Annotated in this window: 16 protein-coding genes and 1 tRNA gene; 6 read left to right on the forward strand and 11 right to left on the reverse strand. The window is 69.4% G+C overall.

All coding sequences use genetic code 11. The features are described from left to right. Positions 1-151 precede the first annotated feature (151 nt). Both ACFYWY_RS33500 and ACFYWY_RS33505 read right to left on the reverse strand, forming a co-directional pair. Positions 152-385 (reverse strand): chaplin, encoded by a 234-nt coding sequence (locus tag ACFYWY_RS33500; protein ID WP_389193707.1) that lies wholly within the window; start codon positions 383-385, stop codon positions 152-154. 167 nt (positions 386-552) lie between these two features. Next, on the reverse strand, positions 553-1,887 hold the full coding sequence (locus ACFYWY_RS33505) for a M20/M25/M40 family metallo-hydrolase (protein WP_389193710.1): 1,335 nt from the start codon (positions 1,885-1,887) through the stop codon (positions 553-555). Between the two features lie 180 nt (positions 1,888-2,067). On the opposite strand from ACFYWY_RS33505, the gene ACFYWY_RS33510 reads away from it, so the two are divergent. Continuing rightward, a tRNA-Leu gene (locus ACFYWY_RS33510) sits at positions 2,068-2,155 on the forward strand. On the opposite strand, the gene ACFYWY_RS33515 is transcribed toward ACFYWY_RS33510, so the two are convergent. The 7 genes from ACFYWY_RS33515 to ACFYWY_RS33545 are packed head-to-tail and all read right to left on the reverse strand — an operon-like array spanning position 2,134 to position 10,267. After that, positions 2,134-3,078 carry a carbohydrate kinase family protein gene (locus ACFYWY_RS33515; RefSeq protein ID WP_389193713.1) on the reverse strand — a complete coding sequence of 315 codons (945 nt, stop codon included), beginning with the start codon at positions 3,076-3,078 and terminating at the stop codon, positions 2,134-2,136. The two genes, ACFYWY_RS33510 and ACFYWY_RS33515, sit on opposite strands and share 22 nt — an antisense overlap. Position 3,079: 1 nt before the next feature. Beyond that, complete coding sequence (gene metK / locus ACFYWY_RS33520; RefSeq protein WP_389193716.1) at positions 3,080-4,243, reverse strand: methionine adenosyltransferase; 1,164 nt, start codon at positions 4,241-4,243, stop codon at positions 3,080-3,082. 55 nt (positions 4,244-4,298) lie between these two features. Further along, positions 4,299-5,024, reverse strand: a complete 726-nt coding sequence (locus tag ACFYWY_RS33525; protein ID WP_389193719.1) for a CPBP family intramembrane glutamic endopeptidase — start codon at positions 5,022-5,024, stop codon at positions 4,299-4,301. A gap of 6 nt (positions 5,025-5,030) precedes the next feature. Next, positions 5,031-7,604 (reverse strand): MMPL family transporter, encoded by a 2,574-nt coding sequence (locus ACFYWY_RS33530; RefSeq protein WP_389193722.1) that lies wholly within the window; start codon positions 7,602-7,604, stop codon positions 5,031-5,033. Next, a complete protein-coding gene (locus tag ACFYWY_RS33535; protein ID WP_389193724.1) occupies positions 7,601-8,533 on the reverse strand; it encodes a class I SAM-dependent methyltransferase in 933 nt (310 codons plus the stop codon). The genes ACFYWY_RS33530 and ACFYWY_RS33535 overlap by 4 nt, the downstream gene beginning before the upstream one ends. A 13-nt stretch (positions 8,534-8,546) precedes the next feature. Further along, complete coding sequence (locus tag ACFYWY_RS33540) at positions 8,547-9,050, reverse strand: hypothetical protein (RefSeq protein WP_389193727.1); 504 nt, start codon at positions 9,048-9,050, stop codon at positions 8,547-8,549. Next, positions 9,047-10,267 (reverse strand): aminotransferase class I/II-fold pyridoxal phosphate-dependent enzyme, encoded by a 1,221-nt coding sequence (locus ACFYWY_RS33545; protein ID WP_389193729.1) that lies wholly within the window; start codon positions 10,265-10,267, stop codon positions 9,047-9,049. The genes ACFYWY_RS33540 and ACFYWY_RS33545 overlap by 4 nt, the downstream gene beginning before the upstream one ends. 636 nt (positions 10,268-10,903) lie before the next feature. Between ACFYWY_RS33545 and ACFYWY_RS33550 the strand changes: the two genes are divergently transcribed. The 4 genes from ACFYWY_RS33550 to ACFYWY_RS33565 are packed head-to-tail and all read left to right on the forward strand — an operon-like array spanning position 10,904 to position 13,213. Further along, positions 10,904-11,443, forward strand: coding sequence for a TetR/AcrR family transcriptional regulator (locus tag ACFYWY_RS33550; RefSeq protein WP_389193732.1), 540 nt, complete (start codon positions 10,904-10,906; stop codon positions 11,441-11,443). Beyond that, positions 11,443-11,769, forward strand: a complete 327-nt coding sequence (locus ACFYWY_RS33555; RefSeq protein WP_389193734.1) for a DMT family transporter — start codon at positions 11,443-11,445, stop codon at positions 11,767-11,769. The genes ACFYWY_RS33550 and ACFYWY_RS33555 overlap by 1 nt, the downstream gene beginning before the upstream one ends. Next, the gene (locus tag ACFYWY_RS33560; RefSeq protein WP_389193737.1) at positions 11,769-12,263 is read left to right on the forward strand and encodes a DUF5360 family protein; all 495 of its coding nucleotides are present in this window, start codon (positions 11,769-11,771) and stop codon (positions 12,261-12,263) included. Before ACFYWY_RS33555 ends, ACFYWY_RS33560 begins: the two co-directional genes overlap by 1 nt. Beyond that, positions 12,260-13,213, forward strand: a complete 954-nt coding sequence (locus tag ACFYWY_RS33565; RefSeq protein ID WP_389193740.1) for an RluA family pseudouridine synthase — start codon at positions 12,260-12,262, stop codon at positions 13,211-13,213. The genes ACFYWY_RS33560 and ACFYWY_RS33565 overlap by 4 nt, the downstream gene beginning before the upstream one ends. Before the next feature lie 152 nt (positions 13,214-13,365). Here the strand turns inward: ACFYWY_RS33565 and ACFYWY_RS33570 are convergent, their stop codons facing one another. Further along, a complete protein-coding gene (locus tag ACFYWY_RS33570; protein WP_389193744.1) occupies positions 13,366-14,826 on the reverse strand; it encodes an amino acid permease in 1,461 nt (486 codons plus the stop codon). Between the two features lie 263 nt (positions 14,827-15,089). Continuing rightward, complete coding sequence (locus ACFYWY_RS33575) at positions 15,090-15,791, reverse strand: FadR/GntR family transcriptional regulator (RefSeq protein ID WP_389193747.1); 702 nt, start codon at positions 15,789-15,791, stop codon at positions 15,090-15,092. Between the two features lie 142 nt (positions 15,792-15,933). Here ACFYWY_RS33575 and ACFYWY_RS33580 point away from each other — a divergent pair, with 142 nt between their 5' ends. Continuing rightward, positions 15,934-16,449 (forward strand): gluconokinase, encoded by a 516-nt coding sequence (locus ACFYWY_RS33580; protein ID WP_389193749.1) that lies wholly within the window; start codon positions 15,934-15,936, stop codon positions 16,447-16,449. The last annotated feature ends 92 nt before the right edge of the window (positions 16,450-16,541 follow it).

Consider the following 16,541-nt stretch of genomic DNA (forward strand, 5'->3'; position numbering starts at 1 on the left):
TGTTTTTTTTGTTAGTTTTTTCATTACCGCCCCCCCCCCCGCGCGGGGGGGGGGGCGGGGGGGGGCCCGGGGGGGGGGCGGGGGGGGCCGGCCCCCCCCCCCCCCCCCCGCCCGGGTTCAAACCCGAACCCTTGCGGGCCGAGTCACAACATCACGAGTTTTCGCAGGTGTTGCCGAAGGTGGGGTTCAGCAGCCCGATCACGGAGACCGTGTTGCCACATGCGTTCACCGGCACGTGGAGGGGCGCCTGGATGACGTTGCCGGAGAGCACGCCGGGGGAGTTCACAGCGGCACCCTGAGCACCCGCGTCGGCCATGGCAACGCCCGCGCCCGCGAGCACCAGACCGCCAGTGACAGCCGCAGCAGCGACGACCTTCTTGATCATTAGTTCCTCCTTGTTGGCAATGCGATCCCAGCCGCGGACCGCATCACCTGTAACGAGGAGGAGCGAGGGGGGCTACGAGGCCATGGTCCCTTTCACCCGTTTCAGTCAAGTACGCACAAACTGACGATTATTGGAGTTTCGTCTCAGCACACTTCACCCGGTGCGGCTCAGCACCGGTCCAGGAATCGGTCAAGCACGCGTACACCGAATTTCAGCCCGTCGACCGGCACGCGCTCGTCCACCCCGTGGAACATTCCCGCGAAGTCCAGCTCCGGCGGCAGCTTGAGCGGCGCGAAGCCGAAGCAGCGGATGCCCAGGTCGTCGAACGACTTGGCGTCGGTGCCGCCGGAGAGCATGTAGGGGACGGCCCGGGCGATCGGGTCCTCCGCCTTGAGCGCGATCTGCATCGCGTCGACGAGGTCACCGTCGAAGCTGGTCTCCAGGGCCTTGTCGCCGTGCACGTCCTCCCGCTTGACGCGCGGCCCGAGCAGCCGGTCGAGGTCGGCCAGGAACTCGTCCTCGTACCCCGGCAGGAAGCGCCCGTCGACGTGCGCGGTCGCCTGCCCGGGGATGACGTTCACCTTGTAGCCGGCGCCGAGCATGGTGGGGGCCGCGGAGTTGCGCAGGGTCGCGCCGATCATCTTCGCGATGCCGCCGAGCTTGGCGAGCGTGGCGTCCATGTCCTCCGGGTCGAGCGGCGTGCCGAGCGCGTCGGAGAGCTCGTCCAGGAAGGACCGTACGGTCTTGGTCATCCTGACCGGCCACTTGTGGCGGCCGAGACGGCCGACAGCCTCGCAGAGCTCGGTGATGGCGTTGTCGTTGTTGGTCATCGAGCCGTGCCCGGCGGTGCCGTCGACGGTCAGGCGCATCCAGTGCATGCCCTTCTGCGCCGTCTCGACCAGATAGAGCCGCAGGTTCTCGTTGACGGTGAAGGAGAAGCCGCCGACCTCGCCGATGGCTTCGGTGACGCCCTCGAAGAGATCCGGGTGCTTGTCGACCAGATGCCGCGCGCCGTACGTGCCGCCGGCCTCCTCGTCGGCGAGGAAGGCAAGCACGATGTCGCGAGGGGGCTTGCGGCCGCTGCGGAGCCTGTCCCGTACGACCGCGAGGGTCATCGCGTCCATGTCCTTCATGTCGACGGCGCCGCGGCCCCAGACGCAGCCGTCGGCGATCTCGCCGGAGAAGGGATGGTGCGTCCAGTCGTCGGCGTTCGCCGGTACGACGTCGGTGTGCCCGTGGATGAGCAGCGCGGGCCTGGACCGGTCCTCACCCTCGATCCGGGCGACGGTGGAGGCGCGTCCCTTGTGGGATTCGAAGATCTGCGGTTCGAGCCCGACCTCGGCGAGCTTCTCCGCGACGTACTCCGCGGCGGCCCGCTCCCCCGGGCCCGAGTGGTCGCCGTAGTTGCTCGTGTCGATCCGGATCAGCTCACGGCAGAGGTCGACGACCTCGTCCTCGCCCGTCACGGGCTTGGACTTGTCTGCCCTGTTCGACTCGCTCACGCTGTTCCTCCCGCTCGCTGCTGGTGGTTCCTGCTCATCCTCCCGCGAGCGGGCCCGGACCCCAAGGGCGACTGCCCGCCGTCATACGGCCGTCACAGACCGGGCCGTGATCGGGCACACCCGAATGTTTGCTATGGTTTTCCACGTCGGAACGGCCCAGGGCCGCGAGACAGACACCTGGTCCGGGTGGCGGAATGGCAGACGCGCTAGCTTGAGGTGCTAGTGCCCTTTATCGGGCGTGGGGGTTCAAGTCCCCCCTCGGACACCAGCAAAATCCCCACGGAATTCCGTGGGGATTTTTTCGTAGCCCTGAGTGCCGTGCGTCTCCAGTACGCGCGTGGCCAGCGCGCAGCCGAAGTGGGCCGCCCGCTCCTGCGTCCACCCCCGCGCGATGCCCGCGAGGAAGCCCGCGCGGAAGGCGTCGCCCGCGCCGGTCGGGTCGGCGACGATCTGCGGCGGCACGGCGGGTACCTCGACCGGCGGTGCGTCCGCACGCTCGATCCGGCAGCCCTGCTCGCCGAGCGTGGTGATCCAGGTGCCGACCCTCGCCAGCACCTGCTGGCTGCTCCATCCCGTCCGCTCGAGCAGCAGCGCGGCCTCGTAGGCGTTGGTGAAGAGATAGCGTGCGCCGTCCATCAGCCGGCGCGTCTGCGGGCGGTCCAGTCTGGCCAGTTGCTGAGAGGGGTCTGCCGCGAACGGGAGGCCGAGGGTCCGGCAGGTCTCGGTGTGCTTCAGCATCGCCTCAGGGGCGTCGGCGCCCACCAGTACGAGGTCGAGGCCTCCGGTGCGCCGGGCCACAGCCGCGAGGTCGATCTCGCGGGCCTCGGCCATGGCACCGGCGTAGAAGGTGGCGATCTGGTTCTGGTCGATGTCCGTGGTGCAGATGAAGCGGGCGGTGTGCAGGGTCTCGCTGATCCGGACGGAGTCGGTGTCGACGCCTGCCGCGCGCAGCCGGGCGCCGTAGTCGGCGAAGTCCTTGCCCGCCGCCCCGACGAGCGTCGGGCGGTGGCCGAGGACGGCGAGGCCGTAGGCGATGTTGGCGGCCACTCCGCCGTGGTGGATCTCGAGCCGGTCGGCGAGGAAGGAGAGCGAGACGTGCTGGAGCTGGTCCGCGAGGAGCTGGTCGGTGAAGCGGCCGGGGAAGGTCATCAGATGGTCGGTGGCGATGGAGCCGGTGACGGCGATCCGCATGTCAGATCCCCGCAGCCCGGCGCAGGTCGTCCGCCCGGTCGGTGCGTTCCCAGGTGAAGTCGGGCAGCTCGCGGCCGAAGTGTCCGTACGCCGCCGTCTGCGTGTAGACGGGACGCAGGAGATCGAGATCGCGGATGATCGCGGCCGGGCGGAGGTCGAAGACCTCGGTGACGGCCTTCTCGATGACGGACTGGGCGACCACCGCGGTCTCGAAGGTCTCCACGAACAGGCCGACGGGTTCGGCGACGCCGATGGCGTAGGCGACCTGGACCTCGCAGCGGCGGGCCAGTCCGGCCGCGACGACGTTCTTGGCGACCCAGCGCATGGCGTACGCGGCCGAACGGTCCACCTTGGAGGGGTCCTTGCCGGAGAATGCGCCACCGCCGTGGCGGGCCATGCCGCCGTACGTATCGACGATGATCTTCCGTCCGGTGAGGCCCGCGTCGCCCATCGGGCCGCCGATCTCGAAGCGGCCGGTCGGGTTCACCAGCAACCGGTAGCCCTCAGTCTCCAACTTGACGCCGTCGTCGGCGAGTTCACCCAGGACGTGTTCCACCACCGACGCACGGACATCAGGTGTGAGCAGGGTGTCGAGGTCGATACCGGCGGCGTGCTGGGAGGAGACCACCACCGTGTCGAGACGGACCGGGCGGCGGCCCAGGTATTCGATGGTGACCTGGGTCTTGCCGTCCGGACGCAGATACGGGACGGTTCCGTCCTTGCGGACCTCCGAGAGGCGACGCGAGAAGCGGTGCGCGAGGTGGATGGGCAGCGGCATCAACTCCGGCGTCTCGTCGCAGGCGTAGCCGAACATCAGCCCCTGATCGCCCGCTCCCCCGGTGTCCACGCCCTGTGCGATATCGGGCGACTGAGCGCCGATGGAGACCGAGACACCGCACGAGGAGCCGTCGAAGCCCTTCGACGAGGAGTCGTAGCCGATCTCGAGGATCTTCTCCCGCACCAGGGTGGGGACATCGGCGTACGCCGTGGTGCTCACCTCGCCGGCGATGTGCACCTGGCCGGTGGTGATCAGAGTTTCGACGGCTACGCGGGCGTGCGGGTCGTCCGCGAGGAGGGCGTCCAGAAGGGTGTCGCTGATCTGGTCGGCGAGCTTGTCCGGGTGGCCCTCGGTGACGGACTCCGAGGTGAACAGACGGCGTGACATCAACTCATCCCATCGGTGGTCGAGGTGTGGCGAGTGATCGGGTGGTGGCGAGTGATCAGAACGGAGCGACGACGGCCCCGAGCAGCAGGAGATTGCAGACCCCTTGCGCGAACGCGCAGGCGAGGGCGGATCCGGTGACGGCACGGCAGACGCCGAGCGCCAGGCCCATCAGGAAGACTGAGGGCAGTACGCCGCAGATGACTCTGAGATTGAGCGGGTTGAGGCCGTAGTCACCCAGGTGCACCAGCGACCAGGCGAGCGCGGTCACCACGATCGCCGCATAGCTGCCGCGCTCTTGTTCCACGGCCCGGTACAGGACGCCCCGGTAGCAGACCTCTTCGACGAGGGGCACCAGGACGCCGAGGGACAGCAGCATCGCCGCCGTGCCCAGCAGCGGGACGCCCGGCACCATGTCCTCGAAGAGCCGCGGGACCCAGACGGTCCAGTTGTCGTCGCCGTCGCCGAAACTGGCCCGGGTGGCGAAGTACGTCTCGGCGTACACGAGCGCCACCAGCGTCGTGCCGACCACCGCCGGGAGCACGGCGAACCGGCGCAGGCCGGCCGCCGCCCACTCTTCGCGCGGCAGCGCCAGCAGGACAGCGCCGCTGAGCGCGACCGAGAGCACCATCAGCGGAAAGGCGAACGCCCCGGCCACCCGCACCACGGCGAGCACGGCGAAGAGCACAGCGGCGGAGACGAGCGGGAAGGCCGCATGGTGGTGCCGCAGCCTGTTCAGCGCGGTGGGGCGGGTCCGGCCCGCCCGGTGTTTCGTGGTGGCCATGGCGGATCACCCCGACGCCGGCTGCTGCTTGCGCGACCTGCGGAAGCTGGGCAGCCACCAGTTGTACTTGCCGAAGAGCAGCAAGGTTGCGGGCACGAAGAGCATGCGGATCAGGGTGGCGTCGAGCAGGACGGCGAGGCCCAGCCCGGTTCCGTACTCCTGGAGCATCAGGGTGGAGGAGAGCACCATCGTGCCGAGGCTTCCGGCCATGACCAGACCGGCGGCGTTGATCACGCGTCCGGTGTCCACGACCGCCTTGAGGGTGGCCTCCTCCTGGGACAGGCCGCTGCGCACCAGGTCCCGTACACGGGTGACGAGGAAGATCTCGTAGTCCATGCCGAGTCCCATCATCAGGACCGTGAGGAAGATCGGCAGATCGTCGATGATCGCCTCGCCGCGCCAGTGATGGAAGATCAGTACGGTCAGGCCCACCGCCCACACATTGCTCAGCATGATCGTGGCGATCAGCCGGATCGGTACGAGCAGTGAGCGCAGCGCGATCACCAGCATCACGAAGACGCCGATGCTGACGAGTACGACCATCTGCCAGAAGCTGGTGCGCAGGGCCGAGCCGTACTGGCGGTCCACCTGGGTGGCTCCGCCGACGTCCAGTTCTCCCACGGTGGCGCGTGCGGAGGCGACCACCTTCTCCAGGCGCTGTACCGCCTCGGCCGCCTGCGGTGAGTACGGATCGTCCTTCAGCGCCACGACAAAGCGCAGGGATCCGTCGCTAGCCACATAGTCGTCGCGCAGTCCCTGGTCCATGCCGGCCACCTGCTCCGCAGGCCAGCGGGTGCCGAAGGGGTGGGTGGCGGAGTCGACGGACGCGACGCCCTCCGTCGCGGCGAGCCGGCCGGTCAGCTGGGCGACCGCCTCCTGTCCCTCGGCGGAGAGCGCACCCTTCTCCACGGTCCCTGCTGCGGAACGGCCGACCACGACGGTGGGGAGCACCGACGCGTCACCCCACCGCTCGGCAACCGTCTCGAAGCCTTTCCTGGAGTCGGTGGCGGGGCTGAGCGCGACCGGGTCGGCCGTGGAGCGGCTGTCGGCGACGATCAGGGCGAAGGGCACGGTCACGGCGAGGAAGACGAAGACGATCGCCACCTTCCGGCGGCGGGCGAACTCCGCGCTGCGGCGCAGATGCCGGCCGACGGCGCCGTTGTGCTCCAGGTCGGACAGCGGCGCACGGCCCAGTGCGAAGAAGCGGTCGCCGAGCAGCACCAGCAGACACGGCGTGAGGGTGAGGGCCGCGGCCAGCACGATGGGGATGCCGATGAGTCCGCCGTAGCCGAGGGGCGGAATCCAGTCCACCGGCGACAGCAGCGTCGCGCCGAAGGCCAGCGCCACGGCGATCGCGGCCAGCAGCATGCTCTCACCCGCGTGCACGGTGGCCCGTACGGCGGCTTCGCGCGGCGGGCTGCCCGCCAGCCGCTCCTGCCGGTAGCGGGAGGAGAGCAGCATGCTGTAGTCGACCCCGGCGCCCAGCATCACGAAGGTCATGATGGTGATGGTGAACTGAGTGAGCGTCACTTGCTTGCCGAGCAGATAGAGCGCTGCCTGGCTGACGTTCATCGCCAGCCCGATGACGAGCAGCGTGAGGACGGCCGGGACGACGGCGCGGAAGAAGAGCAGCAGGACGACGAAGATGATGAGGTACGCGACCGACTCCATCAGGGCGTTGTCCGACTCGGCCTTCTCGTAGGTGTCGTGGATGAGCGCGAGCTCTCCAGTGACATGGACGTCGGCCTCGCCGGTCAGGCCCACCTTGTCGAGCAGTTCGCGGGCGGAGTCCCGCAGCCCTTCCACGTCGGGGTCGCTGCCGGCCTTGGCGGTGTAGCTGACCGAGGCCAGCGCCGCCGTGCCGTCCTCGGCGAGCAGTCGGCCGGAGGCCTCCTTCGGTACGTCGAGCGGGAAGCGCCGCCAGTCGGCGCCGGCCGCGAATGTGCCCGCGATACGGGACACGGCCGCAGCGTCCTGGGCGGCGACCGCCTCGCGTGCCGCGCCGGCCAGCGCGGCAGGGATCCGGCCCTGCGCCACCTCACGGTCGACGAATCCGCGTCCGGCTCCGCCCTCCTGGGTGTTCGCCCGAGCGCGTACACCGGTGAGGAACTGCGCGGTCGCGTCCCGGTAGAGGGTGAAGGCGGACGAGGAGCGCTCCACCTCGCCGGCCCGCTGCCGGTCGGCGATCGCGGTGTCCAACTCGGCCAGGTACCGGTGCACTTCCGGCCGGTCGATCTGTTCCGTTTCGAGGACCAGGATGACCTCGCGCTGCGAGCGATGGGGGAAGGACTGGGCCGTCAGCTCCTCGGCTCGCGCGCTGCTGGTGCCGGGCACCACCTTGGACGCGCCCTGATCGGTGAGGACGGAGGTCAGCTTGAAGGCGAACGGCGTGCAGAGCGCGATCAGCACGGCCCACACCAGGATCACCGTCTTCGGGCGCGAGGTGATCGCCCCGGCGAACCGGAGCAGTACACGCTGGACAGCACCCTGGCCCAGGTCGTGGCCCGGTGGCCCCGCGGCGACCGCCCCGGCGTCCGGGGCCGGAGGGGCCGGCAGGCCTTCCTTGGTCGGGTTCGTCATATGGCCGATGCCTCCTCGGCCACGCCCCGGCGGCGGGCGGCAGGGCTGTCGGCCTGCTTGGTCCCGGTGACCTGGACGAAGGTGTGCTGGAGTTCGAGCACACCGTCGCGGGCCAGGAGTTCACCGAGGCCCGCGGCGATACGGTCCAGCACCAGCTGCTCGCGGCCGCTGTCCACTGCGGTCTTGAATCCGGCCGCGGCGCCGGAGCGCTGGACCCATTCGACGACGTCCTCAGGGGTGTGGGCGGGAATGGTCTGGGCGCCGTCCCGCTGGATGTCGACGGCGAGCCCCGCCTTGACGAACCAACGGGCCACCGTCGCCGCGTCCTTGGGGAGCGTGACCCGGATGAGTCCGGTCAGCAGGGAGGGGTCGTCGGCGAAGATCCGCTCCAGCCGTTCGGTGAGCGCCCGGTGTGCGTCGGCACGGGTCTCGATGACGACGACGCGGCCGCCGGGCCGCAGCACCCGTTCGATCTGGGCGAGCAACCGGGTCGGCTTGGTGTAGCAGATGGCCCAGCCGACGATGACCAGGTCGGCGCTGCCGGAGGGCCGGGACTGGATGAAGGAGTCCATGTCGCCCTCGGCGAGCTCCACGTGCAGCCCGGGAGCTCCGTCGGCCAGAGGCAAGACCTTGTCCCTGGCGACCTGCAGCATGCCCGGCGACTTGTCGACGGCGTACACCGCGCCGGCACCGTTCAGTCTCCGTACGACCTCCTCCGTCAAGTGCCCAGTGCCGCAGGCGAGTTCGACGACGGTGTCACCGGGCGTGACAGGCACGGTGTCGAGCGCCGCGATGGAGTGTTTGCCCATCACCGGGCTGAAGAAGGTGTCGTAGTCCGGACTCGCGGCGTCGTAGTCCGCCGTGGGATCGGCATGTGCCTTGTTGAGTGCGAGGCGCAGTGCTCGGGCGGCCAGGCGTACGCGTGACATGGGCGGGACTCCTTCATGAGGTCGAGCGGGCAGGGGTGGCCGAACGGGCGAGGTGGAGCAGTCCGGCCGTACAGACGAGGACGCTTGCGGCGCCGCGGGCCTCGGCGAGGCAGAGAGAACCGGCCGCGCAGCCGGCTGCCGCAGCGGCGAGGAACGCGGTGACGTGTGCGGCGATCGGGCCAGAACCGGCCGGAGCGGGTCGCAGAAGAGAGACGGCGACCAGGGCGGTGGCGAAGGCGCAGACCGCGAGTACGGTCAGCGTCACGGCCGCCGCCTGTGGGCGCGGGCACGGGACGGCCACGCCGAGCAGCAGCAGTCCCGCGGTGACGGGGATGCTCCGGTTGCCGTCGTCGAGGCGGTCCGCGGCCGTGCGGGCGGTCAGCGCACCCGCCGCGAGCGCCAGGAGCAGCACCAGGAGCGTGAGCCCTACGAGGCCGTGGGCACCGGCCGGGGCCGGGAACGCCAGCGGGGACACACCGGCTGCCGCCCCCGTGGCCAGGAGGGCTCCGCGCGTCATGCCGACTTCACCCCGGACGTGGCGCACTCCCGGGGACGGATCAGCTCGGCCTCTTCGGCGAACGCCTCGATGACCCGGTCCAGTTGGCCGACGGTGTGGGTCGCCATGAAGCTCGTACGCAGCCGAGGTGAGGCGGCGGGCGGCAGGACCGGGTTCACATAGATGCCGCGTTCGATGAGCCGGTGCCAGGTGGAGAGGGTCTCCATGGCCCCGGGCGTCGGTATCGGGATGATCGGTGTGGTGCTCGCTCCGGTCTGCACACCGGCGGCGGCGAGACCGCGGCGCACATGGTCGGCGTTGGCTTGTAGGGCGTCGACGAGTTCGGGCTCGTCGCGCAGGATCCGCAGCGCGGTCAGCGCGGCCGCCGTGTTGGCCGGTGTCATCGAAGCACTGAACATCAGGCTGCGGGCGTGGTGTTTGAGGTAGTGGATCGCCTCTTCGCTGCCTGCGACCGCGCCGCCGAGGGAGGCGAGGGACTTACTGAAGGTGACGGTGATCAGGTCGACCTGATCGGTGAGCCCGAAGTGGGCGGCGGTGCCACGGCCGCCGGCGAGGACGCCGAGGCCGTGTGCGTCGTCCACCAGGAGCCGTGCTCCGTAGCGCCGGCAGACGGCAGAGATCGCGGGAAGGTCGCAGAGGTCGCCCTCCATGGAGTACACGCCGTCGACGACGACCAGGCGGGGCGCGTCGTCGGGCAGCCGTTCCAGCGATTGGGCCAGCGCCGCGGCGTCGTTGTGCGGAAACCACCGCACCTTGGCGCCGCTCAGCCGGCATCCGTCGACGAGCGACGCGTGTGCGTCCTTGTCGATCAGGACGTAGTCGCGCGGTGTGAGCAGGGCGTCGATGACCCCGAGGTTCGTCTGGTAGCCGGTCGACATCACCAGCGCGGCGGGCTTGCCCAGGAAGCGGGCGAGCTCATCCTCCAGCTGCAGGTGGAGGTCGATGTTGCCGTTGAGGAAGCGTGAGCCGGTGCAGGAGCTTCCGTAGGCGTCGAGGGCCTCGTGGGCGGCGGCGCGCACCCGCGGATGTGCGGTCAGGCCGAGGTAGTTGTTGGAGCCGCACATGATCAGCTCTCGGCCGCGGCGACGCACCGTCGTGCCCTCGTGGCCGTCGAGCGGCAGGAAGAAGGGATACAGACCGGTCGTGATCAGCTCGCGCGCCGCTGTGAAAGCAGCGAACCGTGAAAAGACGTCTGTCTGCTGTGTTATCGCATTCACCAAGAATTCCCCTGGCAGCAGGAATACGCGCGACCGAGCCCGACCGTAATGCATAGCCGAAATTTTGCGCGCGAAAGGGAACGATTCACGCAGCGCGAATACAGCACCTGGCATTACCGCTGAATATGCGGACAGGAATGACTGCCCGCAGGAGCGGTTGAAGGTGATCGCGTGAACCGACGGAGAATCCACGTCACTGGACGGTGGATCCGTAGGTCGCCGTTGACCTGGGGCAGGACTGCGCTCCGGCCGCCGAGGGCCGTTCGGGCGCAGGACTGCACGGTGCACCGCGGGGCGGGGCGGGGAGGTGCGCTGTGGCGCGTCCGGCCGGCCCGATAAAGATCGCGGATGCGAAGCTAAGTTGTCAGTTTCTTGGCCATTCAAATCCCCCGATCGGTAAACTCTTGATCCGCCCCAATGGCGCTACCGAATTCAACAGCTGGACCGTAACCAGTTCGGGCCAATCGTGTCAACCAACCCTTGACAGCGCCCCACCAATCCACCTGGATTTAACAATTCCGCTTCCGGTAAGGCACTCGGTTCCGCTCGTAGCTCCTTCGGAGAAGATGCTACGCTGCATTCGACCGTCCAGACGGTCGGTCCTACAAAAGCGGTACTCGGGAGAAGGTGGGACAGGTGCGCGATCGGCTCCTCGACGCGGTGGAACGGCTGCTGGTGAAGGGCGGCGTGGACGCCGTCCGGCTGGACGCCGTGGCCTCCGAGGCCGGGGTGAGCAAAGGCGGCCTCCTCCACCACTTCCCCAGCAAACGTGCCCTGGTGGAAGGCGTGGTCCAGCGCCTGGTCGACCGGTTCGAGACGGTCCTGCCCGGGCCTGACGCGCCCCCGGGCGCGTACACCAGAGCCTGGCTGGACGCCTCGATCCCATCGGCCTCTCCCAAGGACGGTGACGACTCGCCCGACCAGGTGCCGATCGCACTGCTCGCCGCGGCCGGCGGCCCTGAGGTGCTCGATGTACTGCAGCGTCACTACCGCGTCTGGCAGGAGCGCCTCGACGCGGACGGGCTGCCGCCGGGCGTCGCCACTCTGGTCCGGATGGCGGTCGACGGCTGGTGGACGGCGCGCCTGCTCGGGCTCGCACCACCGCGCGACGAGGCCCATGTGCAGTTGCGCCGGCTGGTGAGCGGACTGATCGACCAGGACGGGGAGCCGAGCTGATGGGGATCGTTCTGGTAGCGGGCGCGATCATCTCGGAGGTGATTGCCACGCTGGCGCTGCGTGGCTCGCACGGACTGAGCCGGCTCGGCCCGACCGTGCTGGTGATAGTCGGCTACGGCGCGGCGTTCGTCCTGCTGGCACAGGCGCTCAAGTCCCTCAACGTCGGCCCGGTGTATGCCGTCTGGTCGGGGGTGGGGACGGTCGGCGCCTTCCTCGGCGGGGTCGTCCTGTTCGACGAACCCGTGCGGGTGGCGACGCTCATCGGCGTCACGCTCGTCATCCTCGGCGTCGCCGTGATGTACCTGGGCGGCGGGATGGAGCACTGATGAAGTGCCGCGCCCCGGCGCCGACCGGCTTCCGGCTCGTGAAGGCGGCGATGCTGGTCACCGACGTCACCTTCCTCGTCTACTGGACCGCGTCGCTCCTCGTGCTGATCCCGGCCGAGTACGCGTACAAGGACTACCAGGACCCGGTGATGAGCGACTGGAACTACTCTTTCCTGCCGCTGGACGTGGCCGCCAGCGCCACGGGACTCGCCGCGCTGGTCCTGTTGCGCGGCAGCGGTCGGCACCGGCCCGCCTGGCGGCCGCTGATGCTCATCTCCCTGACGCTCACCAGCACCGCAGGGCTGCAGGCCGTCGCCTTCTGGGCACTGCGTGGCGACTGGTCGCCGACCTGGTGGATCCCCAATCTCTTCCTGCTGCTCTTCCCCATTCCAGCCATCGTGCTGCTGCTGAGGCACGACGTCGGCTCCACGGCGGCCGCCCCGGCCCCCGTTCCGCAGACATCCGACGCAGTGGGCATACAGTCACGTCGGTGAGACGCAGACGCAAGGCCCCGCCCGCGCCGCTCCCCCAGCGCGACGGCATCGACCCCGTGCGGCTGCGGCTGCCCGCCGATCCGGACGGCGGGTGGAAGACGGTGTACGACTATCTGGCCGCGCGGTACGCCGACGCCATCGGGGCGGAGCGGGTCGAGGCCATGTTCCGGGAGGGGCGCATCGTCTGCGAGGACGGTCCGGTCGCCGCCGACGAGCCGTACACCGTGGGGCGGTATCTCTGGTTCCACCGGGACTTCGCGCCCGAGGAGCTCGTCCCCTTCGAGGTCGGGATCGTCCACCGGGACGAGCGTCTGGTGGTCGCGGACAAGCCCCACTTCCTCGCCACCACCCCGCGCGGCCGGCACATCACCGAGACCGCGCTGGCCCGGTTGCGCCGCGGTCTGGAGCTGCCCGAACTGCAGCCCGCGCACCGGCTCGACCGGCTGACCGCGGGGCTCGCGCTCTTCGTCGTACGGCCCGCGGACCGGGGCGCGTACCAGACGCTGTTCCGGGACCGGCTGGTGCGCAAGGAGTACGAGGCGGTGGCGGCGTACGACCCGGCGCTCGCCCTGCCGGTGACCGTGCGCAGCAGGATCGTGAAGGAGCGCGGAGTGATGGCCGCCCGCGAGGAGCCGGGCGAGCCGAACAGCGAGAGCCGGATCGAACTCCTTGAGCACCGGGCCGGACTCGGCAGGTACCGGCTGCTGCCGGCCACCGGCCGAACCCATCAGCTGCGGGTCCATATGAACAGCCTCGGGCTGCCGCTCCTGAACGACCCGGTCTATCCGGTCGTCCAGGAGCCCGGGCCCGACGACTACTCCCGTCCTCTTCAACTCCTGGCGAAAGTACTGGAGTTCACCGACCCGGTGACGGGCGAGCCGTACCGCTTCGCGAGTCGGCTGCGGCTTGATCGGTGGCCCTCCGCACCACCGTCCGCGGCGGCAGGGTGAACAGCCGGTCGGCGTCGAGCAGCGTGCCGCGCAGCGAGAACGGCCCCCGCGGGACCTCTCCCGCGGGGGCCGCTGCCCCGACCATCAGTTGAGCAACCCTCGCGGCGAGCAAGCACCTCCGCGAGAGCGGCGCCGGTCAAGGCGCAGACGTGTCAGGCGTCCTGGCGCTCCGCCGCGAGGGCGTTCACCCGGCCGCGTACGACGAACCAGCCGCCGACCAGCGCCGCCGCGATCAGCGGCAGGCACATCACGGTCGTACGGCCCACGCCGCCGCCCCACCACATCAGGAAGGCCACGGAGGCGAGGAAGAACAGCGTGACGATCTGGGTGTACGGGGCCCAGGGCAGCCGGTACGAGGGGCGGGTGACCCGGCCGTCCTGCGAGCGGTGCCAGAACAGCAGAGAACAGAGCATAATCATGCCCCAGGTGCCGAGGATGCCGATCGAGGCGAAGTTCAGCACGATCTCGAACGCCTGGCCCGGCATGAGGTAGTTGAGGCCGACGCCCAGCACTCCGAAGCCTGCGGTCAGCAGGATGCCGCCGTAGGGCACCTGGCCCTTGTTCATCCGGCCGGTGAACCTGGGCGCGGAGCCCGACAGGGCCATGGAGCGCAGGATGCGGCCGGTGGAGTACAGGCCGGAGTTCAGGCTCGACAGGGCGGCGGTCAGCACCACGAGGTTCATCACGCCGGCCGCGCCCGGGACGCCGAGCTTGTCCATGACGGTGACGAAGGGGCTCTGGTCCGCGGAGTAGGCCGTGTACGGGAGGATCAGCGCGAGCAGCACCACGGACCCCACGTAGAACAGACCGACGCGCCACATGATCGAGTTGATCGCCTTGGGCATGATCTTCTCGGGGTTCTGGGTCTCGCCCGCCGTGACGCCGCACAGCTCGACGGAGGCGTACGCGAAGACGACGCCCTGGATCACCAGCAGCATCGGCAGCATGCCCATCGGGAAGATGCCGCCGTTGTCGGTGATGGTCGAGAAACCGGGGGTGTGGCCGTCGACCGGGTGCTGGGTGACCACCAGGTAGATGCCGATGAGCATGAAGGCGACCAGCGCGGCGACCTTGATGATCGCGAACCAGAACTCCATCTCGCCGAAGTACTTCACCGAGATGAGGTTGGCGGTCAGGACGACCGCGAGCGCGATCAGCGCGAGGACCCACTGCGGGATGTCGCTGAACATCGCCCAGAAGTGGGCGTACGTGGCGGCCGCGGTGATGTCGGCGATCGCGGTGGTCGACCAGTTGAGGAAGTAGAGCCAGCCGGCCGCGAAGGCGCCCTTCTCGCCCATGAACTCACGCGCGTACGAGACGAAGGCGCCCGAGGACGGCCGGTAGAGGACCAGCTCGCCGAGCGCTCGTACGACGAAGAACGCGAAGACGCCGCAGACGGCGTACGCGATGGCGAGGGAGGGGCCCGCGCCGGCCATCCGGCCGCCGGCGCCGAGGAACAGGCCCGTGCCTATCGCCCCGCCGATCGCGATCATGTTGATGTGGCGGGACTTGAGGTCCTTGCTGTAGCCGGCGTCGCCGGCGTCCACGTGGGGGGAGTTCGTCGCCGGAGCCCCGGCGGCGAGCGTGTCGGCCGCAGTGGTGCGGTCAGTCATGGAGCTGTTCGCCTTCGTGAGGGGAGGGTGGGCGGTCCCGGCCGTAAGCCGGTGATGGGGTGGTCACCGTGGCATGGCCCGACGGCACATAATCAGGGCAACCCTGCGATTTTGGCAGTGGCCAACGTCACGCAGGGATAGATCTGAGGTGTTTCAGAGGTTACGGCGCAGTAAACCAAGGTCACGCAGGTACTCGCCGCTCATGGTTTCGCGCCCGGCCCAGGGCTCCGCGCCCGGCCCAGGGCTCCGCGCCCGCCGGATTCTCAGGGCGCCAGTACGTCCAGCTCCGCGAGCGCCCCAACGGCGATCTGGCGGGTGATCTCCTCGGCCCGTGCGGCGTCGCCCTCCCGGACGGCCTCTGCCACCTGGACATGCAGTGTCACGGCCGCCGGATCGGGGTCGTCGAACATCACCTGGTGGTGCGTACGGCCCGCGAGGACCTCGGCCACCACATCGCCGAGGCGCGCGAACATCTCATTGCCGGATGCGTTGAGCACCACGCGATGGAAGGCGATGTCATGTTCCAGATATCCCTCGAGCTGGTGTCCGCGCGAGGTGGCGACCATCCCCAGGGCGCACTCGGTGAGTTCGGCGCACTGCTCGGGGGTGGCATTGCGGGCGGCCAGCCCTGCCGCGACCGGCTCGATCGCGGAGCGGAGCACGGTGAGGGAGCGCAGCTGGCGCGGGCGGTCGGCGCCCGCCAGCCGCCAGCGGATGACGCGCGGGTCGTAGACGTTCCACTCCTCGGTGGGGCGCACGGTCACGCCGACCCTTCGCCGGGACTCCACGAGGTGCATCGACTCGAGGACGCGGACCACTTCGCGGACGACGGTGCGTGAGACGTCGAAGCGCTGTGCCACCTCGTCGGTGCGCAGAACACTGCCCTGCGGATACGTGCCCGCGGTGATCGCGAGGCCGAGGGTGTCAAGCACATGCGTATGAAGCCCCTGGCCCTCTGTGGTCATGGGGCAAGAGTACGGGGCATCGTTCGGAACAATAAGTATGACGTTTACATCTCAACCTCTTGAATACGTCGTACCTAATGGGTTTCAGTAGCGCGACGGGCCGAGGTCGACAGCGATGTCGACGAAGACAGCGAGGTACGTAATGAGCACTCCCCACGTCGTCGTGGTGATGGGCGTGGCAGGCACCGGCAAGACCACGATCGGTCCCCTGCTCGCCGCCGCACTGGGCGTCCCGTACGCCGAGGGCGACGATTTCCATCCCCCGGCGAACATCGCCAAGATGTCCGCCGGCATCCCGCTCGACGACTCGGACCGGTGGCCCTGGCTCGATGCCATAGGGCAGTGGGCGCAAAGCCGGGCGGGCCTCGGCGGAGTGGTCTCCAGCTCCGCGCTCAAGCGGAGCTACCGCGACCGGCTGCGGGCCGCCGCACCGGATGCCGTATTCCTCCACCTCACCGGCGACCGCGCGCTCATCGAGCGGCGGATGTCGGAGCGCAAGGGCCACTTCATGCCCGCCGCGCTGCTGGATTCGCAGTTCGCCACGCTGCAGCCGCTGGGCGGCGACGAGGCGGGCGTCACCGTCGAGGTGTCAGGCACCCCCGAAGAAATCACCGAACGGGCCGCCGCCGCGCTGCGCCGGCTCGACAGCGCTCGATAGCTACTTGCCCCTGAAAAAGGGTTCGACCAGCTCAGAGGTGATATCGGGGTCGGATCGTGGTGGCGTCTCCTGCGGGTGGGGGCCGTGTCATC

Origin of the sequence: Streptomyces sp. NPDC002870 (assembly GCF_042888505.1) — a bacterium.
GTDB lineage: Bacteria > Actinomycetota > Actinomycetes > Streptomycetales > Streptomycetaceae > Streptomyces.